The organism is bacterium (assembly GCA_021372535.1).
Lineage (GTDB): Bacteria > Latescibacterota > Latescibacteria > Latescibacterales > Latescibacteraceae > JAFGMP01.
This window is the reverse complement of the sequence record JAJFUH010000229.1, coordinates 12645-39489: the sequence shown is the minus strand read 5'-3', so window position 1 is coordinate 39489 and position 26845 is coordinate 12645. Positions and strand designations below refer to the sequence as shown.

Sequence of the window (26845 nt, the reverse complement as noted above, 5' to 3'; positions counted from 1 at the left end):
AATCTGTGAAAATCCACCCAATCCGCGTAAATCCGTGTTCTATTGTATTTTGTGAATCGTAACATATTGATAAAGGACGGGGTATATGAGCGTCTGTAGTGTTTTTCGGAGGTTTTATTTCTTTACGCTGCTTCTTTTATTGGCAAATGTATCCCGTTCCGGAGCGGAACCGGGCCGCTGGAAGCATGAACTGTCCGGACCCGGATGGGAACTTCGTCTCGATCATGAAGCGAACTGGAAAAACGACCCTGTTTACATGCCGCCGGTCGATCTCTCGAAAGTACCGGTGAATCAACCCTCATGCGGATGGGACCGGCTCGACCGGCTGCCCGGTAAAACGGTCGCCGTGCCGGGAACTATCGAGGAACACTACTGGGGTGCGAATGGTAATCCGATCGGTATCGCCGGTGATTATCGCGGTGTCTCATGGTGGAGCACGACCTTTATGCTCGATTCATCGCTCAGGGGGAAACGTATTGTCCTCTCGTTCGATTCGGTCAACCTGAGGGCTGAAGTGTTTGTCAACCGTACGCTTGTCGGGTATGATGTTATCGGGAACACCCCGTTCGAGGTTGATGCGACAAAAACAGTCGTTTTCGGTGTTCCCAACAGACTCGATGTGCGCATTACCGATCCGGTGGGCAATTTTACCTGGGAGGACAACGATCTCTGCCGCTGGGGCAGGAACTTGGTTCCGGCGGTGCATGGCTTCGGCGGAATCACGGGCAGAGTGTATGTACGGGCGACCGACGAGATATTCATTGGTGACGTGTATGTCGAGAACAAGCCAACGGTCACGGATGTCGAAGTATTCGTCACCCTCGGAAACGCTTCGGGTAAAACCCGCGAAGGCGCGCTGTCGCTCGTTGTCCATGAGTGGGGAAATCCCTCGAACATCCTCTGGGAAAAAACGACCGCTGAATCGGTTCCTCCGGGAGAGAAAACCATTCCGATCAAAGTCAGGGCGCCGAAAGCCCATGTCTGGAATATCCGTGACGCTCATCTCTATGTGGCGAGTGCCACGTTCAGGACTGAGGATGGCGGGAGTGTCGATTCCATGGGCCGGCGATTCGGATTCAGGTGGTTCGATATCGGCGAAAAGAACGGGGACAAACGGTTTTACCTCAACGGCAGGCGTGTTTTCCTGTTCGCGGCGATGACACGGGGATTCTGGCCGAAGAACGGGATATTTCCCACACCCGTGATGGCGAAGCGCGATATCGATGCAGCCCTGATGCTCGGATACAACACGATGCTCTTTCACCGCGCCATCGGCCAGCAGTACATTATCGAGCTCTGCGACGAAGCCGGTCTCCTGTCCTACGAAGAGCCCTCCGGATACCGGTGCATGCCCGCTCCGGACGAAACCGCCATGATCTGGCGCCGAGAGAAGTTCGTGAGAATGGTCAAGCGCGACCGCTCAAGTCCTTCCATGGTCATTTACAACATGAAAAACGAGGCGCAGAATCCGCCGAGCGAAGACGATATCTTCAACATGAAGATGGTTCACAAACTCGATCCCGGCCGTATCATAACCTACGACAGCGACCGGAACCGTGACAAGGGATTCGATACCTTTACCCGTCTCGCGCACGACCCGTATAAACTTCACATGAAACCGTTCGATGATTCGCTCTACTATCACGGCTGGTGGGATCATCACCACTGGTTCCGGTATCCCGGATATGTGGACGACATTTACAACAATCCGCGGTTCTACATGCGCGGCACCGTTGCGTACGGCGATTCCGTTCACCGTCTCGAACCGGATGAGATCATCTTCTGGGGCGAGGAGGGTCAGTGGGGAACCATGATGCGCCTCGAAAAGATAAAGAACGAGCTTGCCAGGACGGGCGCTTCCGGTTTCAGGGAGCAGGAGCATCTTTCCTGGTTCGATTCCTATAGCCGTTTTCTCGACGAGAGCGGTTTCAGGACTTCATTTCCCACTGTCGATGACCTGACCCTGAGCATGGGACGGAGCCTCCATTACTTCCACGGGCGCGTTCTTGAAAACGTCCGGATGGGTAATATTTCGGACGGTTATAATCTCAACGGGTGGGCGGCGCCCGTTACTGCCGAGGACATCGTGGACGTATACCGTTATCCAACAGCCGATCCCTCGATATTATCATACTATGCCCAGCCGCTCTATATCGCAGTCAAGATACGCGACAAGGTGCTTCCTGACGGCGCTGTTCCGGTGGCCGACTTCTTTATCGTCAACGAAGCCGGTCTCAACGGTAAGCATACCCTTGAGATACGGCTCGACGACCCCGACGGCGCTGTTGTTTACTCCGGCAGTTATCCGGTAACCGTGACCGGCGGAGAGGAATTCGGCGAGCTGCTCGTCGAGGGAATCACACTCCCCGCGGTGCGGAAGCCCGGATACTATACACTTACCGCCGAGCTTAAAAAGAAATCGGAGGTTAAAGCCTCGGGTCATGATGAGCTGTTTGTTGTCGATTACCATACCGGGCCAGGCATCAGTGGCACGGGCGCTGTCATCGACACTACGGGGATCATCAACAGGTTTCTGAAGGAGTCGAGGGGTATTACCCTGCCCGCATTCGATCCCGAGGCACCCGACCCGGATTTTATCGTCATCGGCCCGCATGATTTCGATAAAGTCGGCAGGGCGTCCTACCGGAGCAGGTACATCAATGCGGTCATGGACCGGGTGGCGAACGGAACGACGCTTATTATTCTCGACCAGCCCGATCTCTGGGCTCAGCATGTCATGGACAATCTCTACAGGCATCCGTCCGTGGAGTACTATCGGAGCGTACACTGGGGGGCCGACGGCAGGTTTATTACAGGGGAAAGCCCCGTTTTTGCAGGACTTCCGCAGTCGCAGGCGATGAGCTGGGAATACCAGGTATTCTACCGCGGCGATATATGGGGTATCGACATGAACCGTCTCGGTTCGGAAGTGCTCGTTGCCCTCGCCTGCGAAAACCGGAGAGACATCGTGACCGCCCTCTCCCGCACGCCGTTCGGTGAAGGCCAGGTGTTTCTCTGCACCCTGCGGATCGTGCCGGAACTCGCTTCCGATACTCCGCAGTCCGTAGTGGCAAAGAAGCTTTTTCTGAATCTGCTGGAAACTCCCGGGAAAACATGGCGGAAATGAGCTGACTTCGCTAAAGACATTATAGGTACATTCAATAAAAATTTCTGTTAACCACAGTCAATTAATTTTCTGAATTTATCTGATTGACCGCTATCTGCCGAGTTTCCTGCGTGCGTTTTCGAGTATTTTTTCCACCTCGCGGTCGACCGTATCGTCGAGCGGATGAGGCGTGTACTGTGCAAGAAGTTCCCCCATGCGGTCGTTCACTTTTTCCGCGGTGGTCAGTCCGCCGTTTTTTTCCCAGTGATCCCAATATGACCGGTCCAAAATGGAAGGCATCCATATCTCTTCACGGAAATGCCGCACCGTGTGTTCTTCGGCGATAAATGTTCCCCCCGGGCCGAGCGAGTCTATCAGATCGAGCGCAAGCCGCTCTTCATCGATGGCAAACGAGCGCATGATCCGCTCGATATAGTCGATGACCTCGTGCTGAAACACGAGCATTTCGAGGCTGGATGCCTGATCGACACCCGCGATACCGAGGTGCCCGAATATATCGGCGCCCGAGAGCACACCCATAAGCAGGGTTGCGGCGATCTCAAGACCCGCCTGGGCGTCCACGCACTTGCTGTCGGTAAGCCCGACATTGATATACACCGGAAGGCCGTACTGCCTGCCCATTTCGGTCATGGCGACAGCCATCAGTCCCTGTTCGGGACCTGCGAATATCAACTGCGTGGTGCGCATGTCGAAGGCATGGGGGATACCGCCGAAACAGACCGGTGTTCCCGGCCGTATGAGCTGGGTGACACATATACCGGCAAGTATCTCGGCTGTCTCCAGGGCGAGGGTACCGGCGAGCGTTGCAGGAGCGCTCAGACCGGTCTGTGCCATCGGGCCGACCGGAACCGGCAGGGGGACGCGGCATGTTTCGAACAGGAGGTCTATGCCGTTCTGGGGGAAACGGAGCGGGCTGATCGGTTCGAGAAACGGGTAGGCGGGAGGAAAAGCTGCGAGCTCTTCCGATGACCCCGCCAGCGCAGCGAACAGCTCGATGACAAACGCCGCGCTTGCCCGGTCATGGAACCAGAAGGTTACCGGTTTGGCGATTGTGCGGAGGAGAGCCGCCGCGACTTCGACGCACCGGAAGGAAGCATCGATTTCATGCGGGTCCGCCATGGCGCCAGCAATGGTTATCCAGGGCAGGACATCGGTAAGCTTTGACGCGGTAACCACATCGCCGAGGGTCGCAAAACGCCGTTTACCATTCTCATCCACCCAATAAGCCTCGCCGGCGATCGAATTGTAGTTGCGGCTGCCTGTCCCGAACGAAGCCTTTTTGGTATGGTCACGGCCGTAGATGGTGAATGTTTTGCCTGCGGATTCGAGGCATTCGTCCACGAGCTTTGGAGGAATACGCACACGCCGTGAGGGGATGTCGACCTTCGCTCCCGCACGGGCAAAAAGGCCAAGCATTTCGTTGTGGGGAATCTCGACACCCGTCCGTTCGAGAATCCGGCGCGCCGCTTCATCGATCCGCGCAACACCTTCCTGTCCGAGAACCTGTATTTTCATCATCGGGGCAATCCCTTTATCGGAAACAATACGAATCAGAATCAATGAAATTATTTGTTTTTGTTGATGATTATCGCCAAGTCACCAAAACACTGATATTCAGAAAAGAAGTCTATGAATCACCGATGGATTTTCGCAGTTTCAGGCGGCTCCTGATTTCCGCTCTTCTTTTCCGTATTCTTTCGCAGTCAATGGGATACGAGCCGTACTCCAGAACGGTTTCGTACAGTTTCACCGCATGGTCGCGGGGGACGATATCGTTCACCTCGCTCGACGATCCGATGAGTATGCCGCCCTGCGGGCCGATTTTTTCGATGAGCTCGAGCGTTTCATCCTCGATGTCTTCGAGCGTTCCGAAGGGCAGAGTAGACGAGCAGCAGACATTCCCGAACAGCAGCCTGTCCGGGTACGATTCCCGGATGGCGAAAATATCGTTGCAGCCCATCCGCTCGATGGGATTGAGACCGTCCGCGCCGAGTTCCTCGAAAATGATCGGAAGGAGCGGGCCATACCGGCCGTCGGTGTGGAACAGGAACCTGATTCCCCTTTCCCTGAGCGGTTCGGTAATCCACCGCCATCGGGGAAGGCCGTGCTCACGGATGAAGTCAGGGCTGAAGAACGGGCCTGTTTTACCCGCCATGTCCTCGCCCATGAACAGAAGAGGCGAGGCAGGATGTTCGGCAAAAATACGGGCGATATACGCCGAGAATGTGCCCGTGCAGTCCATGATATGGGAGACGAGCTCGGGAGCATCATAAAGCGCGGTGCAGAACAGCTCTGTGTCGGTATACGTATAGGCGTCGCATATCGGCCCCTCGATACCGCCGATATAGACGAGATCGTATGAATCGAATATCTCCTTTATGGTCTGTAAAACGGGCTCATACCATTCCCTGACCTCCTCTAATTTCGGAAGGACGGGCATATTTTTTTCGAGCTCCCGGAGATTGGAAAAGGGACGTTTCGATATCCACGCCGTATCGCCCGTATGGGACAATTCCCAGTTATCGGGATTTACGCCGAAAAAACGTATCCAGTTGGCGATTTTTGCACCCATCCAGTGGTTGACGGGGTCATGGATATTGCGGGTGACATCGATTCCGATGTTTTTGAGCATCCGGGCATTGACCTCGACGAGCTCCTCGAAGGAATACCGATGCGAAGGATCAAAACCGCCGTAATATTTCAGTATCTCCGTGTTGTCCATGACCTCGTAGGTCATGATACGGTCGGCCGGTTGCCATGAGATGGTTTGAATGAAACGCTCGTAATTATTCATATGCTCGGTTTCCCGGTGAATAACAGGATTATATGTAATACTTTATAGGGTATTTCCCGCCTTAATATTTTTCGCGTTCATCCTTACAATTCGTGTCTGGCCGATTATCATAGATTCTATTCATTTCTCCGGTGTTTCAGCTGGTCGAAGAGCACCGCGAGAAGGAGTATGATGCCCCGCGCCACATACTGGTAGAATGTCGGTATGTTGAGAAGGTTCATGGCATTCTGCACCGTTCCCATGATGAGGACGCCGACAATCGTACCGAGCATGGTTCCCACCCCGCCGGAGAGCGATACCCCTCCGAGCACGCAGGCAGAGATGACATCGAGTGAAAGCCCCACCGATGTGTTCGGCTGGCCGCTTGTCATGCGCGATGCAAGAACAATCCCTGCCAGTCCCGCCATGATTCCCTGGGTGGTGAATATCACGATTTTGATCCTGTCAACCGGGATGCCGGCGAGACGGGCGGCTTCCCTGTTTCCGCCGATTGCGAGCGTGTTTCGGCCGTACGTGGTCCTGTTGAGCAGAAAACCGAATGCGCCGAATGACAGAATGGTCAACCATACCGGGATGGGGATGCCGATGAAACTTCCCGACCCGAGGACAAAAAATCCGGGCGCTTTAATCCCAACCGCGGTCCCTTTCGAGACGATGAATCCGAGCCCGCGCATGATCTGCATGGTGGCGAGCGTTGTGATAAGGGCGTTGATTTTCAATTTGGCGATGATGATGCCGTTGAAGAGACCGGCAAGTCCCGCCGCGCAGAGACCGCACACAATACCCGCAGTAATACTCCCGGTCGCGTTGATAACCACAGCCACGAGGACGCCGGTGAAGGCGACGACCGACTCTATGGAAAGGTCGAAATCACCCGAAGCGAGGCAGAAAAGCATGGTACAGGCTATCATGCCCACTGTGGCGACCGAAAGCGCCAGTCCGACCATGTTTACCCAGGAGAAAAAGTACGGCACGAATATCGAAAGGAGCACAAACAGAACGACAAAAACTACGAGTATGCTCGCGGTATCCCACAAACCCTTGATGCCGGTTCTCAGATCATGTGTGTTTCTGATGCTCACCGTGACACCTCATGGCGTTAACTGAAATTGAGAAAGCAGGAAACTGATAATAGAATATGAAAAACAAAACCGTTCATATATCGCTCGCTCCTCATTTATGTCATGCGACCGGCAGGGCATAGTGCAGGATACGCTCTTCATCCGCCTCGCTGCGTGAAAGCGATGCGGTCATCATTCCCTGGCGCATGACAATGATACGGTCGGATATGCCCAGAATCTCGGGGAGCTCGCTCGAAGCGACGACGATCCCGATCCCCTCTGCCGTGAGCCGTGATATGATTCCGTAGAGCTCGCTTTTCGCACCGACATCGATTCCCCGTGTCGGCTCGTCGAGCAGCATGACCCTGACACGTTCCGAAAGCCACCGAGCAAGTATCACCTTCTGCTGGTTCCCGCCCGAGAGATTCCTCATGAGCTGGTCTGCCGACGGTGTCCTGATCGAGAGCATGCCGATAAATTTCTCGGCGTTTGTCCGTTCCCACGATTCGCTGATAAGTCCCCATCGCGATACAATGCGACGTGCGGCGATATTGATGTTCTCGCATACTGAGCCGAGCGGAAAAACCGCCTCGTTTTTTCTGTCCTCAGGAGTGAATACGAGACCATGCCTGATGGACGATGCCGGACTGTTGACCGCGACTTTTTCCCCGTGTATCCGGACTGTGCCCGATCGTGGTTTCACAGCTCCGCAGATAAGCTTGAGCAGTTCGGTTCTGCCCGCGCCGACAAGCCCGAAAATCCCCACGGTCTCGCCCTGCGCCACGGTCAGGTTAGCCGGTCCGGTCAGCCCCGGTCCGGTCAGTCCCTCGACTTCAAGGGCAGGAATTCCGTGGGGGCGCGGAGCATAACTGTAAATATCCGTGATGGATCGCCCCACCATGCGCTTGACAAGGTAGTCATGGTTGACTTTCGAGATGTCCCCGCAGTTTTCGACAACCTTACCGTCCCTGAACACCGTTACCGAATCGCAGATTTCGAATATCTCGTTAAGGCGGTGGGAAACATAGAGGATCACATGGCCGCTTTGTTTAAGGCTCCCGATGACAGCGAAGAGCTTTTTGACCTCACGTTCGGTCAGGCTGCTCGTCGGCTCGTCGAATGCAATCACCTTTGCGTCGCGCATGAGGGCTTTTGCGATCTCGATCATCTGACGCTGGGCTATGGGAAGAGCGCTGATTCTGACAGCTGGATCGACTGTCTCACCGAGAGATTCGAGTGTCGCAGCCGCGAGTTCCCGTACCTTTTTTTTCTGCACCAGGCCGAAACGATTCGGCAGATGTCCCAGGAGAAGGTTTTCGGCGACGCTCATCTCCGGCACGAGGTGGAGCTCCTGGTAAATTACCGCTATCCCGGCCCTGATGGCGTCCTGTGTGTTTTGAAACGTCCGGGGAATCCCTTCGAGGCTAAGCGTTCCCGAATCGGGAGCGTATACGCCCGAGAGTATCTTGAGCAGGGTCGATTTCCCCGCGCCGTTTTCTCCGATAAGGGCATGCACCGTTCCTTCCCCGGCGCACAACGATACATCATCGAGCGCCCGCACTCCCGGGAAGGATTTGCCGATTCCCTCGAACGCAAGGTAGGGCTGATACGCCGTATTATCTGATTGGGTCATTTCGGTCAATCGATGGTACTTTCATTAAGCGCAAGTTTCTTTTTATAGTTTCCCGGTACCCGAGATGTCATGGCCTGTACTATTTTCACTGTGAGAGGGTGAGTTCCTGCAATGCCTCTCCGTAGGTGTCTTTTGTGAGGATCTTCCCGACTGTCGCCGTTTCTTTCGGCGGCTCGACACCATCCCCGGCCCACCGGTACACCATTTCCGTTGTCCTGAATCCATGCATGGCGGCATTCACGAATACCGTCGCGAAAAAACCTGTCTGCACTTCCTTTTCAAACTCGGATTTTGTCGAGCTTCCGCCGATTCCGATTCCTATCACCGATTCCGCCCCGAAACCACGGTTTTCGAGGGCGCGTACCCCGCCGAGCACACCCTCGTCATTGCAGCCGAACAGGAGCCACCGTTTTACAGTAGGGTGCTGAGTGAATACGGCATCCGATGCATCGAATCCGCCGGGTATATCGGTAGTTTTGACCGGGGCGCTGAAGATTTTTTCCGCAGGGAACCCGGCTCCAACCAGCGCTTCCATTGCTCCGCCTGTCCGGTCGAGGCATGTTTCGAGTTCGTTGAACGAGACCGCGAGGGCGGCGGTCTCATCGGGATTCCAGCCGCGTTTTACCAATTCCTCATGGAGGGCTTTTCCGACAATCCTCCCGATCTCCGCGGCATCCATACCCAGGTACGGGACATCCATGGGCCTGCCCTCCGCATCGACGAGACGGTCATCCACCGCGACGACTTTCATGCCATACGCGCGCGCCTTTGTCATGATAGCCGGTCCCAGACGGACATCCGGTGTGCAGATGACGAATCCCCGCGCTCCCTGTGCTGCGAGGTTGTCGATGGCAGCGAGCGTTTTTTCGCCGTCGGTCACCCCGATTTTAACGAGCTCGAAACCGAGTTTATCCGCGCATACCTGGGCGCCTTTCCACTCGTTCTGGAACCATATTTCCTCAGGACGCTTGACGAGGAACCCGATTTTTATCCTTTTCTCGCCTCTGTCCCCGCAGCTGCCGCAGATGAGTAATACGGCGAACAATGTGATGATCGATGCCGTATGTTTTCTGAAAAAAGTAATGTTCATGAATACCATCCCCGATCCATCCCCGACTTAATCCGATAAGCCCAATTCCTTCATAATACCCGCCCTGGTTTCACGGGTTACGATCACCCCTGTTGTCCGTATGTCTTTCGGGGGTTCGATGCCGTCCTTGATCCATTTGTAGAGATATTCGGTGGTTTCATAGCCGTGGCGGTATGGATTGAGAAGGCACGTGGCGAAAAAACCGGTCGGCTCGCTCTTTTCGAACTCCGATTTCGACACATCTCCGCCAATGCCGATACCCACGACCGAATCGGCTCCGAAGCCCCGATTTTCCAGCGCCCGGACAGCACCGAGCACACCCTCGTCGTTGACCGAATAGACAAGCCAGTGCCTGATATAGGGATGCTGTGTCACCGTGACATTCGCCGCATCGAATGCGCTCGGCACATCGCTGTGTTTCTGGGGTGCCCTGAAAATCTTTTCAGCGGGGAAACCCGCTTCGATCAAAGCCTCCGTGGCCCCGTCGGTACGTTCCTTGCAGGTATTGAGCTCTTCGAATGTGACAGCGAGCGCAGCGGTGTCATCGATTGTCCATCCGCGCTTCAGATACTCCTCATGGAGAGCTTTTCCGACCGACCATCCGATCGATACCGAGGAGATACCCATATACGGGACATCCATGAATGAACCGTCTGAACCGACAAACTGGTCATCCACGGTAATCACCTTCATCCTGTATGAAGCAGCGCGTGCCAGAATCCCCGGACCCAGACGGACATCCGGCGTGCATATGACGAATCCCTGCGCACCCTGGGCAGCCAGGTTGTCGATTGCGGCAAGTGTCTTTTCGCCGTCGGTAGCCCCGATCCTGATCAGCTCGAATCCATACCTGTCCGCGCACTTCTGGGCGTAGCGCCATTCATTCTGGAACCACGTCTGCTCGGGGTTGGACACGAGAAAACCTATCTTGACCGGTTTTGCGCCGCGGGATCCGCATCCTGAAAGAATAATCGTCCAGACGAGCATCACTGCGATTACAGTTAAAAGGCAGATGCAGTTCTTTTTTCTCATCGATGAATCCCTGTAATGAAATGTCCATGCTCTGTTTTGAATGGATTTTCCGTAAGGTTACCATATAATGGGTGTTATATTCCCGGTAAGCAACAGAAAAGTGCATACGGATATATAATGATTTCAGGGAGAGGAAATGAATAGCATAAACACCCTGATGAAAAAGAGAGACCGTCCGAGTGTATTGGCGAAGCTTTTTATGAATGAGCAGGGATTGGGATTGTACAGGCCATTGGTGCCGATGGACGGGAGAAAAAAATGTGCTTCCCTTTCACATGATGGGTTATATTATAAAAACCGATTTTTCGGGGTAATACGCTCAGCCGGAGTCAATCCTGTTATTTGTAACATTATAATTACCAATTATATTCATTGCCGTTTACAGAAATCGAGAGGCAGATAGACTCGATGGATGAACTCCATAAAAAATCCCCACGGGAAACTGTCAGAACCGGGGATACAAAGACCGTTGATTCAGCAACCCGGGTTCTCTCCGGGGAGAGCACAAAACGGGGATTTGCCCGTCTCCTGCCTTTTTTAGGACCGGCGTTCATTGCGAGCATCGCGTATGTCGATCCGGGGAATTTTGCAACCAATATAGAGGGCGGGGCAAAATTCGGGTATACACTCCTCTGGGTAGTCGTCGCCAGCAACCTCATGGCAATGCTCATCCAGGTGACATCGGCAAAAGTCGGTATCGCCACCGGCCATAATCTTGCCGAATTATGCCGTCTCCATTTCCCGCGCTGGGTTGTGTGGGGAATGTGGGTGCTGATGGAGCTTGTAGCGATAGCGACCGACCTTGCCGAGTTTGTCGGCGCGGCGCTCGGATTTTACCTGCTGTTTGGAATGCCTCTCTGGGTTGCCGGTCTGGTGACCGCAGCAGTGACCTTTGCAATTCTGGGGCTGCAGAACCGTGGATTCCGTCCCCTCGAAGCGGTTATTACCGCGATGCTCGGTGTTATCGCTCTCTGCTATGTGGTTGAAACCGTCCTGGACAAGCCCGACTGGTCCAAGGTTGTGTATCATGCGTTTACACCACACTTCAATGGCGCCGAGAGCGTGCTCCTCGCCACCGGCATACTCGGAGCAACCGTGATGCCGCATGTCATCTTTCTCCATTCCTCGCTGACACAGGGGCGCATCAGGGTTACCAATCCGGTGCACCGCAGGCGGCTGTTCAACTTCGAGGTGGCCGATGTGACCATAGCGATGGGCGTGGCCGGTTTTGTCAATGCGGCCATGCTCATGATGGCTGCGGCGACTTTCCACCACGCCGGCCTCAGTTCGGTCGCCACAATCGAGGATGCCCATATCACCCTCGAACCCCTGCTCGGTTCCGCCGCAAAGTCGATTTTTGCCATTTCCCTTCTCGTTGCGGGGTTGTCGTCGACAACTGTGGGGACAATGGCCGGTCAGGTGATCATGCAGGGATTTCTCGAACGTCATATTCCCATCTGGCTCCGTCGGCTGATCACGGTTTTCCCGTCGCTTGCGGTGATCATGGCAGGCCTCGATCCGACACGGACGCTCGTGATAAGCCAGGTGGTGCTCAGCTTCGGACTCCCGTTTGCGGTAATACCGCTTATCATGTTCACGAGGAGAGGCGATCTGATGGGCGACCTTAAAAATCGTGCCATAACCACATTCGCAGCCATAATAGTGGCGATATTGATCATATTTCTTAACGGATACCTGCTCTATCAGACCATATTCGGGAAGTAGACCATGTATAAGCATATCCTCATACCCCTCGATGGGTCGGTTCTTGCGGAATCGGCGCTGAAACCGGCTCTGTGCATCGCCCGTATTTTCGGTTCCCGTATCACACTTATCCATGTCATCGAAGAGGATGTCTCGCCCACAATCCACGGAGACCGTCACCTGAGCAGTCCCGAGGAAGCACATATTTACCTGGAAACTCTGGCGCGGCAGGTTTTCCCGCCTGAGATTCCCGTGGAATTCCATGTACATACCGGCAAAACCAGCGATGTCGCGCGCGGCATTGTCGGTCATCAGCAGGAATTTTCGCACGATCTTATCGTCATGTGTTCGCATGGACGGGGCGGTCTCAAATCAGTGGTTTTCGGAAGTATCGCGCAGCAGGTGGTTGCTGCCGGCGATATACCTGTCCTGCTTGTGCGGCCGGAAACAGTCGGGGAGCATGGAGCGTTTGAATGCCGTGTTCTTCTTGCTCCTACGGACGGCGAAAGTGCTCACGAGACCGGTTTACAAGCTGCGGCTGAGCTCGCCCTGGCATCGGGAGCGCGGCTGCATCTTCTGTCTGTTGTTCCGACAACCGGTACGCTGTCAGGCAGGCAGGCGGCGGAACGGCGGTTGATGCCGGGCGCAACAAGAGCGGCTCTCGAGCTTGAATACAATGAAGTGTCTATCTATCTGGAAAATAAGGTTCATTTTTTCCATGACCTTACTGTTCCGGTCACATCGGAGGTGCTGCGGGGCGATCCCGCTGCGGTTATCTCGGATGTTGCGGAATCGATCGATGCCGGAATACTTATCATGGGTACCCATGGTAAAGCGGGTACCGCTGCATTCTGGGAAAACAGCGTCACCGCCAGGGTGCTGGCCCGTACAAAACGTTCGATGCTTCTCGTGCCTGTATGAAAATGTATTTCATTTGTGAGGTATTGCAGATATAAAAAGGACCGGTATGGAATTCAATTTTATGGTTATTTGATTATTGCTCCGGCGGATAAATAATGATACCAATAGCAGGAATAGATGCCGAAACAAGTTCGGCATGACGTCATCCGATATCACTGTTTAATCGCCGAAGCAATAGTACATAACGCTTACGAATGGGATGTTTTTTACACGTTAAAGTGTCATTCCTTTGAAAACGGGAATCCATCATCCAACACTCACGGCATAGCGATGTTAATACTCCGGCGAATAAATAATGATACTAATACCTGGAATAGATGCCGAAACAAGTTCGGCATGACCTCATCCGATGTCACTATTTAATCACCGAAGCAATAATACTGGATTCCCTATTCACTTCGTTCTTGGGAATGACAATACTCATACAATGAATTAGTGATTATGAGCTCATTGAATAACCAGATTCAATTTAATATTCCATTGTGCGATCATTGATACTGGATTCCGATGGATTTATGGATTGGAACAGACCCTGAAACCGGTTCAGGGTGACATAGAGAGTTTGTATAAGGAGGAAAAAAATGGATTTGAAGTTGAAGGATAAGGTTGTCCTCATAACGGGCGGAACGAACGGTCTCGGGCTGCGGGCTGCGCGTGCATTTGCCGGAGAAGGCGCTCATGTCTGTGTCTGCTCGATCGATGAAGAGGAAACGATCGGGAGAGTGGTCGAAGAGCTCCGCGCTCAAGGTGTCCGGGCTCATGGAATCCGTGCGAATGTCTGTATTCCGAGTGAAGCGGAGAGTGTTGCCGGTGAGACGGCGGACAAGCTGGGCGGGATAGACATCCTGATAAACAATGTGGGTAAACGGTTCGGCGACAGCCTGTTTCAGGCCACCGACGAGGACTGGCATAAAACATTCGATAATATCGTATTCCAGACTGTGCGAATGATACGACTCACCGTTCCGTTCATGCGAAAGCGGGGCGGCGGATCGGTCATCAATATCGCCTCCGTCTCGGGATGGCTGCCCCAGCTCGCGAAGGGAAGCCAGTACGGTGCGGCGAAGAATTCGCTTATTTTTCTTGCCGAGCCGCTGGCGCTCGAACTCGTGCACGACAATATCAGGGTGAACACCATCTCGCCGGGCTCCATGATCAGCCCCGATGGAATCTGGGAAAAATGGCGTCAGAAGAATCCCGATGCATTCGAGACCTATCGGCGCGAAAGTTTCCCCATGGGCCGGCTCGGCAGCCCCGAGGAAATCGCCGATGTCATCGTGTTCGTGGCATCGCCGCGCGCCTACTGGATCAACGGCCGTCACATTCCCGTGGACGGTCTCCAGCAGCCTGTCCCCGCGCCGGGATACAAAAACTGGTAACGGGCGGATTGCAGGATTTGAATCTGTATAATTCCGTGAGGTTTACACCCACCGTCCGATGCGCTCTCCTTCCGCGGTCGCTTCGAGGATACGGGCGACGCAGGTGCAGTCCCCGATGACATACACTTCCTCCGCTTTCATCGAGAGCGCCGGGATGAGACCGCTCTTGGGCTGTACTTTCATCGCCGGCCCGGAAGATACGATCTGCTGACCAGGTGTCTTGATACCGACCGCATAGACAACAAGATCAGCTTCGATTCCCCAGAGCTTTCCGCTCTTGAGGCAAACCTCTATACCCTCGGGAGTGATTGCGGTGACCGGGGTACCTGTCATGACCTTGATGTTCCGGTCTTCGAGGAGCAGCTCCATATGGTTGAGGATAATTTTGTTGCTCTGCGGCATGAGGTCGGGGAGCATCTCGATGACTGTCACTTCTTTAAACCCGTTGTCGGCAAGATAACAGGCGGCTTCGCATCCCACCTCGCCGCCGCCGATGACAGCGGCTTTTGTGCCTCTGTATTTCGACACATCACGGAGCACATCGATCGCCGATGCGACATGCGGCTGATCGATCCCCGGAATGCCGGGTTTTATGACATCACCGCCGACCGCGATCACGAGAACATCGGGCGCTTCCTCCTCGACGAGCTCCGGGGTGACTTCGGTACTGAGCTTTACGGTGACCGTGCTTTCGGCAAGCTCCGTTTCATACCATTTCAGCACACGCTGGAGATCATCCTTGAACTGCGGTTTCCCGCCCGGATACACCATGCCTCCGATGTACGGCATCTTTTCATACAGAGTCACATCATGCCCGCGTTTCGCAGCGGTAAGCGCGCACCGTATACCCGCAGGTCCCGCGCCGACTACCATGACTGTTTTCCTGCGGTCGGCTGGAGTGAAGTGCAGTTCGTTCTCATGGGAGAGATAGGGATTCATGGTGCAGATGAGCGGCTCGCTGGACCAGAGCTGGTAATAACAGAGATTGCACCGTATGCACGGGGTGATGTTTTTCGCTTTCCCCTCCTTCGCCTTGTTCGGCCAGTGGGGGTCCGCCAGCACCGTTCTGCCGAGCGCAACCACATCGCAGGCTCCTTCGGCGATGAACCGCTCCGCATCCTCGGGAACGGTTATCCCGCCGGTTCCCATGACTGGTACTCCGGTACAGGCTTTTTTAACCTTTTCCGCCAGCGGCATGAGGGTGTTCCTCGTGATATACATGTGCGGAACTGATGACCACCGGCTCTTGATCATGAGGGATGTGGATGTCGTGCTCACATGGAGATACGCAGGATTCAGAGAGGCGAGGCGCTTTGCGATTTCAATACCGAGCGGAATATCGATCCCCCCGGGAAGTTCCTCGTATGCGCTGAATTTGATGCCCGCCGCAAATCCTGGATATTCCCGTGCTATTCCTTCAAGGACATCGACAGGGAATTTCATCCTTCCCTCGAACGAGCCGCCGTACTTGTCAGTCCGTTTGTTGGTGGACGGCGACATCATCTGTCCGACAAAATAGGTATGCCCGCCATGAATCTCGACGCCGTCGTAACCGGCTTCGCGGGCGTATCCCGCAGCCCTGATGAAGTCTTCCACAAGACCGTCGAGCTGTTCAGTGGTCAGTTCCGGCGGTCTGCACGGGTACGCGGGATTATAGATTGCGGAAGGGGCTTCCTTTCCGACTTTACCGCCGTTGAGGGTAAGCTGGCAGAAGATTTTCGTATCGTACTTGTGGATACGGTCGACCAGCTTTTTATGTGAAGGGATGAAGCGTTCGTGAAAGATACCCACTTTCGGGATTCCCGCGAGCGTGCTCACACGGACTGCGCCGGTAATGATGAGGCCGATACCGCCGATTGCGCGTTCCTCGTAGTAGCGGATTGTCTGGAACGGCCATGTTTCATCGGTGCTCAAGAGGCCGTTGTTGATCGGGGCCATCACCGTTCGGTTGGGCATTTCGACTGAGCCGAGTTTAATGGGGCTGAAGAGGTTCGGATATGACATAAACTGCTCCTTATACGTTTCAGAGGGATTATCTTGTTAAAATGTACGATTTATGTAGTGAGAGCTGCAATTCATACAGGTCAGGAGAAAACCGTAAAAAATCCAGGTACTGCAGGGATACATCACCATTCCACCGAAATGGCAGCCGATGTCACTCCTGCTCCGACCGAACAGAGAATGAGCTTATCGACCGGTTTGAGGCTGTTTTTAATTTCCACGAGCGCCAGCGGTATACTCGCACTCGATGTATTTCCCACCGTTTCGATGTTGAGATAGAAACGGTCGAAGGAAACACCGCTCTGTTTTGCAGCGGCCTTGAGAATCCGCCCGTTTGCCTGATGAGGGATAACCCACCGTGTTTCCGCCGGTTTCCAGCCACTTTTAATGATGACATCGCGGATCAGCTTGGCAAAACTCTCTGTCGCGAACCGGAAAAGCGCGGGACCCTCGAGGCGAATCCATGGATCGAAATCTTCGCAGCCTTCGGAAATGCAATAGCCGGGCTCCTCACGCCGCGCCATGCGAAGTCCCTTCGAATCTGCTCCGAGGATTATTCTGCGGATCAGGTGGCCGGAAGTTCCGGAAGAAATGACCGCAGCGCCGGCGCCATCGCCGAAAATGAAGTATGTGCTCCGGTCCGATTTATCCAGGAGACGTGATTGCAAATCGACACCCACAGTGAGGACATTTTTTGCCAGTCCGGAAAGAATCATTCCGCGTGCCATCGAGACCGCATAGAGCCAGCCGGAACATGCGGCGTTGAGATCGAAGGCAGGTATGCCCCTGAGACCCAGACGGTTCTGCAGGATACATGCGGTGGATGGCATCGCGAAATCAGGCGTGGTCGTGGAAAGAATGATGGCATCGATGTCTTCTTTCGGTATTCCCGCATCCCTGATGGCATCGATTGATGCCTTGTAGGCCATGTCCGAGGGTTTTTCACCATTCGCGGCCCACCGTCGCTCACGAATGCCGCTGACCTGGTATATATAATCGGCGTTGATCTCGGGAAAACCCACGACCAGCTCCTCGTTGGTAACCACCCGTGACGGAAGGTACCCGCCGATACCCAGAATGGTGGTACCATCATTGACCACCTCGTTCGTTACCGCCGGGGATACCATGCTTTCCTCAACGTCGACATCCGCTTCGACGGGTTCGGTAAAAGCGGGCGGAATCCAGTTTTTCATGCCAGAATCGGTTGTTTCGATCTCCATGATCGGCTCATTATACGGGACAATTTCTCCCGCTGGCCGGAGAAGTTTTACCACTTTCCCGGCGCAGGGAGCCTCGAAGTCATAAAGCGCTTTGGCTGTTTCATAGAGCATTATGACCTGATTTTTTTCAAAATGATCACCTTCCGCAACCTGCCATTCAACGACTGTCACGACTGTCTCAGTGAGACCCTGTATGGGGAGATAGAGTGACATTTGAAAAGCTTTATCGTTCATTACCTTTCTCCGAGTAATTTTTTAATCGTTTCCAGAATACCCTGTGCATTCGGCCTGAAACAGGCTTCGAGCTCCGGTGCGAAAGGAGCCATCGCATCCGGAGCAGCAATGAGTTTCGGCGGGTTCTTCAGAAAGCTGAAACATTCCTGGGTAATCAGGGAAATAATACGGTTGCCTATCCCCTGGGATTCGCCGCTTTCCTGCACCACAATCAATTTCCCCGTCTTTTCGACTGATTCCATGACGGGGCCAAGATCGAGCGGTTTCAAGACAAAAGGATTCCATACATCGACGGAATAACCCGACTGGGCTGCTGCCGAGAGAGCCTGGTCGATCATCGCACCGATGGCAACGATGGTCAGGTCACCGCCTTCCGTATACCTGCGGGGTCGCCATACCGCTTTGAGGTCGCCATCGAAATCGATATCCCCGGTTTTGTTCCAGTACAGGAGTTTATTTTCGAACACAAGACAGGGATTACGGTCGTAAAATCCTGCGACAAGCGCTTCGAAAGTTTCCTGGGGCGTTGAAGGATAGAGCAGCTTCAAGCCCGGGAACAGCGACCAGAGGCCCTCGTATTCGCCAGAGTGGAATTGTCCGAGAGTCAGCCCGCCGCCGCAGGGCAGCCGCACGAGCATAGGCACTCCCTGAGATGAACGGGTAAACCATGTACCGGTATTGAGACCGAGCTGTGTCACGGTTTCCGTGGAAAAATCGGCGAACTGGAATTCGACGATCGGTTCGATGCCGACCTGAGAAGCGCCGAGGGCAAATCCCATGATGCCCGATTCGCTCAGTGGCATGTCCATGACGCGCTCGGGGCCATAACGTTTGATCAATCCCTTGCTGGTCTTGAATGCCGAACCATATGTGCCGACATCGAGCCCGAGAAGGACGGCTCCGGGATTATGGGCGAGGATATAGTCCTGGGCGTGGTTGACCGCGTCACCATTCTTGATCTTTTTGGCCCTGAACGGCTCGATTCGGGTAGCCGGTGAGTCGGCATATACCGTCCATGCGTGGGATTGAGCATCGGGGCGGGGAACTTTCAGAGCGCTGTCGATCGCTTTTTGAACATCGCTGTCGATTTCATGTTCCATGGCGGCGATATCAGCCTCGGGAAACGAATATGTCTCATTGAGTATGCGGCGCGTTTTCGGAACAGGGTCGCGCTTCAGAAACTCTTCCCGCTGTTGAGGGGTGATATATTCGGCTTTATCATATACGGCATGACCATGAAGACGGATGGTATCGCACTCGATGAGCGTCGGCGCCGGGTCGGCATCCATGGCGGCCAACGCATCGAAGACCGTGCTGTAGACTTCCCACGGGTCGGTGCCGTCGATGGTCACACCCTTGATACCATAACCATGAGCGCGATCGGACAGACTGGCGCAGTTGTACTGAAATTCTGTCGGAGTCGAGAAGGAGTAATGGTTGTTCTGGATGAGGAAGATCACAGGCACATGGTGGATAGAAGCGATATTGAGCGCCTCGTGGAATTCACCCGTGCTGCTGCTGCCGTCGCCGATGATCGTCAATCCGAACGCACCATCGCCTTTACGGCGTGCGGCCCATGTGCCCCCCACAGCGAGACTGAACATCTTGCCGAGATGGCTTATCATGGGAAACCGACGATTGCAGACATCGCCGTGGTGGACATTCCCCTCGCATCCGTGAGTCGGACTTTCCCTGTTCGCCATATATTGACAGAGCAGGGTATAAGGTTTGACTCCCATAATAAGATGAGAAGCTATATCACGGTGCATGAATGTAACCACATCGAGGCACGGTCTCAGAGGAAGAGCCATACCGATAGCGGTAGCCTCATTTCCGCTGCTTATCGTTACCGTACCCTTGATGTATCCTTTTTGAAACAACTCGATCATACGGTTTTCGAGCTGCCGTGTAAGGTACATATAATAATAAGCGAGCGGATAAAAATCCTGCCGGGTTAGCTTCTGTGGGTATCGTTTGATCCTGAGTTCAGACACGAAAACGTGTGTCTTTCTTAAAGAGTTAAGTGTTATTGTTTATTGAAGAAAGGTTTTGAAGATTTTAATATTCATAGTATTTATAATTTATGCTCTTGTCAACCAAAATACTACATTCACTCATTAATGTCAATTATTCAAATCTGTTCATGTTTAACGGGTGTATCTCATAAAAGGATATGGTCAGATGATATTTTTGCGGACAAAACAACGGCTGATTATAAAAAATGACGTCCGATTCTATACCGGTATTGTCCTGCAAATATTTTTTTTGGTATTACGGTCTATTATGCAATATTATACTACTTACATGCAGCCATGAATTTTATAACTCGGGCCTTTTGTAAAAGTCGTTTTACAGATGTTAAAAAAAGGCGAGTTTTTTAACTACAGCCCCCTGACCCTCGGTCCCTTGCGCTTCGCGGCTCTACGCTGCGCTTCGTGTCCCCCGGAGGGGGCAAGGGAAGTCGTTGCACCACGGTTAGTTCCTGCCCCCTCGGAGGAAGGATGCCCGAAGGGCAGGAAGGGGGCTTTGAGAAATAAATGTGACTTTTTTTATAATTCGCTCACCCTAAAAGGAATTATTAGAGGTACCCTATAGTTTAACTTTCAAAAAACAATGTTACTCAGAAGATTTATTCAATTACTGAACAAGGCAAAAAAGTTTTCAAGGATAAATTAAAAAGAAATGATTTCGGCTTGGCAAGCTTCTAAGCACCCAATTGTCATAGGTTTGGCAAATTTGAATTTATTAAACAAGAAAGAAGCTATGGAGCAATTAACAGAATACTCAGAATCACTTTACAAGATGATAAAATGCTATAATGAATTAGAGAAATTCTTATTGATGGCAAATGCCCTCTTGGAAATATTCAACTGGCAACAAGAAGAATATATCTGAATAAAGCAGAAAAAGGATGGTTAATTAAATTTATTAAGGATTATAAAAATGAAAAGTAATTTAATTGCGCCCTGCGGAATGAACTGCGGAATATGCCTAGGTTATCTTAGAGATAAAAACAAATGTCATGGTTGCAGGGAAATGGATGCATACAAATCAAGTTATGGTAGACAATGCATCATAAGAAGTTGTCAAGTTCTAAAGAAAAATAAAATGAAATTTTGCTCAGATAAATGCGACAAATATCCATGTAAAAGATTAAAGAATCTTGATAAAAGATACAGAACAAAGCATGGAATGAGCATGATTGAAAATCTTGAAAACATTAAGAATTTAGGCATAACCAAGTTCGTTAAGAATGAAAAATCAAGATGGAAATGTCACAAATGTGGTAAAGTTCTTTGCGTCCACAGACCAATTTGTTTAAACTGCGGTGAAAAAAATGAATCACGATAAAATAATAATAAAAAATGCAAAGACTCATAATTTGAAGAATGTTTCATTAGAAATTCCCAAAAATAAATTAGTTGTATTTACAGGAGTCTCTGGTTCTGGAAAATCTTCATTGGTTTTTGATACAATTTACACTGAGTCTCAAAGGCAACTTATTGAAACTTTTTCTTCCTTTGCAAGAGCAAGGATGCCTAAACTGTCCAAACCACCTGTCGAAGAGATAAAAAATATTTCGACAGCAATTGTTATTGACCAAAAACGAATGGGGACTACCTTAAGAAGCACTGTTGGAACAGCAACGGAGTTGTATACTTACCTAAGGCTCCTTTTTTCCAGATGTGGTGACAAGTTTATAGGACCCTCATTTGTTTTTGGGTTTAACCATCCATTGGGTATGTGTCCACATTGTAAAGGATTAGGAAAACAGATTAAAGTTGATGTAAATATGCTTTTGGATAAGGAAAAAACAATTAGGGAGGGAGCAATTAACCATCCTGACCATAAGGTTGGAGGATGGAACTGGAGAGAGATGATTGCAGCAGGTCTTTTTGATGTGGATAAGAAGCTAAAGGATTTCTCAGAAAAAGAATTGAATGATTTTCTTTATGTGAAGTCTATTCCTATTGAAAAAAAGCATGGCGCTGGAACATATTCAAAGAACTTTGAGGGCATAGCCAGAAAACTCGAGAGGATATATGTAAATAAAGCAAAAGAGGAATTGTCCAAAGAGAGGAAAGATGCCTATCAAAGATATTTTGTTTATTCTGATTGCGATTCCTGTGGCGGTTCAAGAATAAATGAAAAAGCAAGAAGTGTAAAAGTGAATGGAAAAACAATTTCTGAATTAATAAATATGGAATTCAATGACCTTTATGATTATCTCGGAACTATTAAAGGAGATATTGCAAAGCCAATGGTTCAGAAGATGAGGCAGATTCTTTCTCACTTGATCGAGATTGGTGTGGGCTATCTTTCTTTGAACCGTTCAGTTGCTACCTTATCAGGAGGAGAAAGCCAGAGAGTAAAGATGGCAAGACAGCTTGATTGCGATTTAGTAGATATGATGTATATAATGGACGAGCCGTCTATAGGACTTCATCAAAGGGATATTAACAAACTAATTGAAATACTAGTTAAGCTAAAAGAGAAAGGTAATAGTGTTTTTATTGTTGAACATGACCCTGCATTAATCAGATGTGCAGAGCACATTATTGATATTGGGCCAAAAGCAGGAAGTTTGGGTGGAGAAATAATCTATTCTGGAACCTTTGAAGGCTTAAAGAAATCAAAAGGATTGACTGCTGAGTATTTGAACAAAAACGAGAAAGTTAATAATTATAGGAAAATATGGCAGGATTATATCGAGATTAAAAATGCATCTTTGCATAATCTAAGGAATGTCTCTACAAAAATTCCAAAAGGAGTTTTAACTTGCATAACTGGAGTTGCAGGTTCAGGGAAAAGCAGTTTGATAAATGATGTTTTTGTTAAGGAGAATAAAGATGCAGTTATCATTGACCAGTCTCCTGTGGGAAAATCTTCTCGTTCTAATCCTGCAACCTATATTGGAGTTTTTGATCTGATCAGAAAAGAATTTGCACATGTAACAAATTCAAATCCTTCTTTATTCAGTTTTAACTCCAAAGGAGCATGCCCAAAATGTAAGGGGCTTGGAACAATAAGTTATGAAATGAGTTTTATGGATGAAGTCAAAGTTACTTGTGATGAATGCAACGGCAAAAGATATACTGAAAAAGTTTTAGCATTGAAATATAATGGAAAAAGTATTTTTGATGCTCTTAATATGACTATTACAGAATTAGTTGATTTTTTTGAGAATAAAGAAATCAAAAGAAAACTTGGGATTTTATGCGATGTCGGCCTAGATTATTTAGAACTTGGACAACCGCTAAGCACTATGTCAGGTGGAGAATGCCAGAGAATCAAGCTGGCATCAGAATTACATAAAAAAGGGAATGTTTATGTTATGGATGAGCCAACAACTGGTTTGCATATGGCAGATATTGATAGATTAATGAAAATAATAAAGAATCTGGTTGATAATGACAATACTGTGATTGTTATAGAACATAATCTTGATGTTGTTAAACACGCTGATTGGGTGATAGATTTGGGTCCTGAGGGAGGTTCTAAAGGTGGAGAAATATTGTTTGAAGGAACTCCTGAAGATTTGATTAAGTGTAAAAGGAGTTATACTGGAAGATACTTAAAAGGAATCGTTTAATTTCTGTTAGGATTTACTTAATCTGATTAAAAGTCTTGTGATAAAGTCTGTAAGTGTGGATATAAGCTGTCAAGGGTCGGCACGAAGTGCTGATCCCCGATTAATGATTCGGGGACAAGCTTACATACCCTTGACAGCACCGAAACAATACATTTCATTATCGGGCTCGTGAAAAATATACTTTTTCACAGCCCTCTTATATCTAACCATTTATTTTCAGAAGTTAATACTAAGTTGGGAATGGCTATCTCATAGGGGCATTTTTTAATCGCTTGATGTTTTCTTACAAAATTGTAAAATATCTCATTAGTATTATTATTTTTCGCCGGAGCAATAATTTGTAACTTTTTTCCCGACCGGCCGTAATGTTCCGGGGGAATAAGGATATAATAATTCAGTAAATACATATGAGTCCTGTCACCGTACTCATAAGGAGCTGGAAGATGAACCATCCGATATCACGAAGAATCTGCATGAAAGGCATGGGAGCGGGAACCGCCCTTGTTCTCTCGCGGACCGCAGGAGGTATCGCTGCAGCCCAAACTCAGAAACTTGCCATCGACCGCTCGAATGTTGTCCTGGGCGGTCGCCCCATGTACCTGCGCGCCTATCATCCCCCGTATCTGGTTACTTACTATGGGGCACGGAACGAACGGAAGACGGTCAAATGGGACCCGCTTGTCGCCCGTTTGGAAAACGAACCCGATCTCGTGATCCGCATAATCGAGGCGTATGACGATGCCTGTGTCGGATGCACACACCTCATGCCCGATCCGCTCGGAAGTGTCTGGGGCGCCGGATACACATGCAGTTCGGCGCAAAATCCGGATACCGTTGCAAGCGTTACTCTCACCAACAGGAGGATTCTTGGCGAACTCGGGCTCTATTTCGGCTCGGAAATAAAGTTCAGGGATATCGTCCCTCTCCTTGAAAAGAATGTCCCTGTCCTCTATGACGGTATCGGCGGTCCCGACAATCAGGAGATGTATGAAAAAGGACTCAGAGATCTCAAGGCGAAATACGGGCTGTAATGCCTTAAGTGATTGTAAACATGTTGGGATACCATGATATTCCTTTTGTGATATCCGGAGGAAACAATAAATATTTGAATGTAGTTCTCGAATAATCTTGACATTCTCGAATGGTTTCGCTTTATTTTTTACAAGTATCGGATATTGTCAAACTAATCGGCCTATGAAAAACAAATTCTACATAGTTTTCCTGTTCTTTGCGCTCGTCGCCCTGACCATGATCGGATATGATTATGTGTGCGGGCATATGGGCGAGAACCCTCTTATCCCCAATAAATGCCTTCTCTGTCAGGCATACCAGTCAACAGAGCTTGTTCACTACTTTACGGTTTTCTTCGGCATTTTCAGTATCATGCCGTTACTCGGCTTTATCATCGTTACAGACAATCTCTTATTTCCACTTCAATTTCTCACGGTAATATCTCTCCGCGCGCCACCTTGCGCATAGTAATCCCCTGAAACGGCAGTACCTTGCCAAAATAAAATCGCAATAACAATATAGTATTAAGCTATATAATCCTATATGCTAATACACTAACACATTGAAGCGAACGGACTATCCTTTCCGGGAAATTATTGCACTTTTCCCGGAAACGGATAAAAGTCTGGTATTATGTGTACTGTCAATAAGGTGTTGTGGTGTAATTTATAGAAATAACAAAATATTAGAAAAATCACAATGGAGATAAGAATGTATAAGGTATGGTGTATTGTATGTATAACACTGTTTCTTCTCCTGAATGTACCTTCCGGCGCCCAGAACAAATCCGCCCCTCCGGCGGCATCCGTTTCGGGTACCCGGACAGAAAACACCGGGATACAGGAACAGAAAGAATATAACGGAAAAATCACCGATCTTGAATCAAGGATCGAAAAGCTTGAAAAAGCGCAGGCTGCTGAAAAAAGCGAATCGGAACTTGAAAACCTCCTGAAAGAAGTGCAGACGCTGAAATTAAGCAGTCAGGAACAAGAGCAGACTGTCAATCGTGTTTTCAGGGGCGGAGAACGTCAGCAGGCCCAGTTAAATCCCGAGATCAGTCTCACCGGTGATTTTTTTGGCAGCTATTCTTCGAGCGATGCGGCATTCATCACTGAAACGAGTGATTTTACCGACGGGAGGGACCAGTTCTATCTGCGTGAAGCCGAATTCCACATCATCTCACCCCTCGATCCGTTCACCCGCGGAAAATTTTTTCTCGGAATACCCGGTACGGGTAAAGTATCGCTTTCCGAAATGATCGGTGAGGCGTACATGGAGTGGCTCAATCTTCCCGGCGGTCTCAATCTGAAAGTCGGAAAATACAATACCCAGTTCGGGATACTCAACCGCTGGCACGATCACGGCCTTCCTCAGGTCGACCGTCCCCATGTGCTTACCGAGCTTTTCGGAACGAATAATTTTGGCGGCATCGGCATCGCCGGTAATTTTCTCCTGCCGAAACTCTGGGCGCATGTAAACGAGCTTGACTGCGAGATAATCACAGGAGGTGACGGCCATGCATTCGATACGAAATATAATAATCCCATCGGGGTGATGCATCTTAAAAACTATTACGATCTGTCACGGGATACCTACCTTGAAATCGGTCTTTCGGGCGCGTACGGATACAATGATAAAAAGAACGAGTATGCCACGAAGCTGGCAGATGTAGATATCGCCTACAAATGGGTTCCGGCCGCAAGGTCTCATTACAGGACGACCGAATTACGTGGCGAATTTATCGTCAGCCAGCGTGAAGGCGCGGGGAAAGATATCAACCGATACGGTTTCTATACCTATATCAGAAATAAAATGGGACCGAGTTACTGGATCGGTCTCCGGTACGGGTATACACAGCTCCCGATGGATCCGGTCAAAAAGAATGAATGGGACATAACGCCGTCAATCGATTTCTGGCAGAGCGAATTTGTCATGATGCGCCTCCAGTACAGTTATACACAGCGAAGTTTTGCCGATAACGATCATGCGGTTTTTCTTCAGTCGGTCTGGTCGATGGGACCTCACAAACACGAAGCATACTGATG

General features: G+C 50.5%; 19 protein-coding genes. 10 read left to right on the top strand and 9 right to left on the bottom strand.

Annotated features, from left to right (window positions below):
- The first annotated feature begins 85 nt into the window (after positions 1–85).
- Positions 86–3127, top strand: coding sequence for a hypothetical protein (locus LLG96_19910; protein MCE5252474.1), 3042 nt, complete (start codon positions 86–88; stop codon positions 3125–3127).
- Positions 3128–3217: 90 nt separating this feature from the next.
- Here LLG96_19910 and LLG96_19905 read toward each other — a convergent pair whose 3' ends face one another.
- The 6 genes from LLG96_19905 to LLG96_19880 form a co-directional block, all read right to left on the bottom strand.
- Complete coding sequence (locus tag LLG96_19905) at positions 3218–4645, bottom strand: trimethylamine methyltransferase family protein (GenBank protein ID MCE5252473.1); 1428 nt, start codon at positions 4643–4645, stop codon at positions 3218–3220.
- 109 nt (positions 4646–4754) lie between these two features.
- Positions 4755–5921, bottom strand: coding sequence for a hypothetical protein (locus tag LLG96_19900; protein ID MCE5252472.1), 1167 nt, complete (start codon positions 5919–5921; stop codon positions 4755–4757).
- 116 nt (positions 5922–6037) lie between these two features.
- Positions 6038–7003 (bottom strand): L-arabinose ABC transporter permease AraH, encoded by a 966-nt coding sequence (gene araH / locus LLG96_19895; protein ID MCE5252471.1) that lies wholly within the window; start codon positions 7001–7003, stop codon positions 6038–6040.
- 100 nt (positions 7004–7103) lie between these two features.
- Positions 7104–8615 (bottom strand): L-arabinose ABC transporter ATP-binding protein AraG, encoded by a 1512-nt coding sequence (gene araG / locus LLG96_19890; GenBank protein MCE5252470.1) that lies wholly within the window; start codon positions 8613–8615, stop codon positions 7104–7106.
- Positions 8616–8700: 85 nt separating this feature from the next.
- Complete coding sequence (locus tag LLG96_19885) at positions 8701–9705, bottom strand: arabinose ABC transporter substrate-binding protein (protein MCE5252469.1); 1005 nt, start codon at positions 9703–9705, stop codon at positions 8701–8703.
- Positions 9706–9732: 27 nt separating this feature from the next.
- Positions 9733–10737, bottom strand: a complete 1005-nt coding sequence (locus LLG96_19880) for an arabinose ABC transporter substrate-binding protein (protein MCE5252468.1) — start codon at positions 10735–10737, stop codon at positions 9733–9735.
- A gap of 408 nt (positions 10738–11145) precedes the next feature.
- Between LLG96_19880 and LLG96_19875 the strand changes: the two genes are divergently transcribed.
- The 3 genes from LLG96_19875 (at position 11146) to LLG96_19865 (ending at position 14741) form a co-directional block, all read left to right on the top strand.
- Complete coding sequence (locus tag LLG96_19875; GenBank protein MCE5252467.1) at positions 11146–12462, top strand: Nramp family divalent metal transporter; 1317 nt, start codon at positions 11146–11148, stop codon at positions 12460–12462.
- A 3-nt stretch (positions 12463–12465) separates the two neighbouring features.
- Positions 12466–13362 (top strand): universal stress protein, encoded by an 897-nt coding sequence (locus tag LLG96_19870; protein ID MCE5252466.1) that lies wholly within the window; start codon positions 12466–12468, stop codon positions 13360–13362.
- 581 nt (positions 13363–13943) lie between these two features.
- Entirely contained in the window at positions 13944–14741 is a 798-nt protein-coding gene (locus tag LLG96_19865) for an SDR family oxidoreductase (GenBank protein MCE5252465.1), read from the top strand.
- 42 nt (positions 14742–14783) lie between these two features.
- Here LLG96_19865 and LLG96_19860 read toward each other — a convergent pair whose 3' ends face one another.
- The 3 genes from LLG96_19860 to LLG96_19850 form a co-directional block, all read right to left on the bottom strand.
- Positions 14784–16745 carry an NAD(P)/FAD-dependent oxidoreductase gene (locus tag LLG96_19860; GenBank protein MCE5252464.1) on the bottom strand — a complete coding sequence of 654 codons (1962 nt, stop codon included), beginning with the start codon at positions 16743–16745 and terminating at the stop codon, positions 14784–14786.
- A gap of 122 nt (positions 16746–16867) precedes the next feature.
- Entirely contained in the window at positions 16868–18196 is a 1329-nt protein-coding gene (locus LLG96_19855; GenBank protein ID MCE5252463.1) for a beta-ketoacyl-ACP synthase 3, read from the bottom strand.
- Positions 18196–20190 (bottom strand): transketolase, encoded by a 1995-nt coding sequence (locus LLG96_19850; GenBank protein MCE5252462.1) that lies wholly within the window; start codon positions 20188–20190, stop codon positions 18196–18198. Before LLG96_19850 ends, LLG96_19855 begins: the two co-directional genes overlap by 1 nt.
- Positions 20191–20878: 688 nt before the next feature.
- Here LLG96_19850 and LLG96_19845 point away from each other — a divergent pair.
- The 6 genes from LLG96_19845 to LLG96_19820 all read left to right on the top strand — a co-directional run bounded on the left by LLG96_19845 (position 20879) and on the right by LLG96_19820 (position 26843).
- The gene (locus tag LLG96_19845; protein MCE5252461.1) at positions 20879–21091 is read left to right on the top strand and encodes a hypothetical protein; all 213 of its coding nucleotides are present in this window, start codon (positions 20879–20881) and stop codon (positions 21089–21091) included.
- 48 nt (positions 21092–21139) lie between these two features.
- Positions 21140–21547: a DUF3795 domain-containing protein gene (locus LLG96_19840; protein MCE5252460.1), complete on the top strand. Its 408-nt coding sequence runs from the start codon at positions 21140–21142 to the stop codon at positions 21545–21547.
- Positions 21534–23789, top strand: a complete 2256-nt coding sequence (locus LLG96_19835; protein MCE5252459.1) for an excinuclease ABC subunit UvrA — start codon at positions 21534–21536, stop codon at positions 23787–23789. The genes LLG96_19840 and LLG96_19835 overlap by 14 nt, the downstream gene beginning before the upstream one ends.
- 443 nt (positions 23790–24232) lie before the next feature.
- Positions 24233–24820, top strand: coding sequence for a hypothetical protein (locus LLG96_19830; GenBank protein ID MCE5252458.1), 588 nt, complete (start codon positions 24233–24235; stop codon positions 24818–24820).
- Positions 24821–24983: 163 nt separating this feature from the next.
- Positions 24984–25268 (top strand): hypothetical protein, encoded by a 285-nt coding sequence (locus tag LLG96_19825; protein ID MCE5252457.1) that lies wholly within the window; start codon positions 24984–24986, stop codon positions 25266–25268.
- Positions 25269–25511: 243 nt separating this feature from the next.
- Complete coding sequence (locus LLG96_19820; protein ID MCE5252456.1) at positions 25512–26843, top strand: hypothetical protein; 1332 nt, start codon at positions 25512–25514, stop codon at positions 26841–26843.
- Positions 26844–26845 lie beyond the last annotated feature (2 nt).